Origin of the sequence: Rhizobium sp. 18055, assembly GCF_902706285.1 — a bacterium.
In the GTDB taxonomy this organism is placed as follows: Bacteria; Pseudomonadota; Alphaproteobacteria; order Rhizobiales; family Rhizobiaceae; genus Rhizobium.
This window is the reverse complement of record NZ_CACSKD010000364.1, coordinates 1-419: the sequence shown is the minus strand read 5'-3', so window position 1 is coordinate 419 and position 419 is coordinate 1. Positions and strand designations below refer to the sequence as shown.

The following is a 419-nucleotide window of genomic DNA, read 5'->3' as shown; positions in this document are numbered from 1 at the left end:
ACCCGGAGCCGGTGCCGATCTCCAGCACGCGGTCGGTGGGGCGCACCTGCAGGTCCTGCAGCAGGCGGGCTTCCACGCGCGGGGCCAGCATGCACTGGCCGAGGCGCTGGGCTTCCTCGGCGGACGGATTCAGCGGGATCTCCATGTCCATGAAAGCCATGCCGCGGTAGGCGACCGGCACGAAATCCTCGCGGCGCACGACGTTCAGCAGGTCCAGCACGTCGGTGTCGAGCACGTTCCAGGGGCGGATCTGCTGCTCGATCATGTTGTAGCGGGCCAGGGTCACGGGATCGCTCGCGTCGGCAGTCGTGTTGTAGGGAAGGGTCATGGGGGATTTCTCCGGTGCACGGGGTCAGGTCGGGACAAACCCACGATTCTAGGCCGGGCGCACGCAAAAGCCCGCCAGCAGGTTGTCGAGC

Annotated in this window: 1 protein-coding gene; it reads right to left on the bottom strand. The window is 67.3% G+C overall.

What is annotated here, in order from left to right; genetic code table 11:
- Positions 1–328, bottom strand: a 328-nt coding sequence (locus tag GVL52_RS32355) for a protein-L-isoaspartate O-methyltransferase (RefSeq protein ID WP_368735341.1), incomplete at its 3' end; no start/stop codon positions are given.
- Positions 329–419 lie beyond the last annotated feature (91 nt).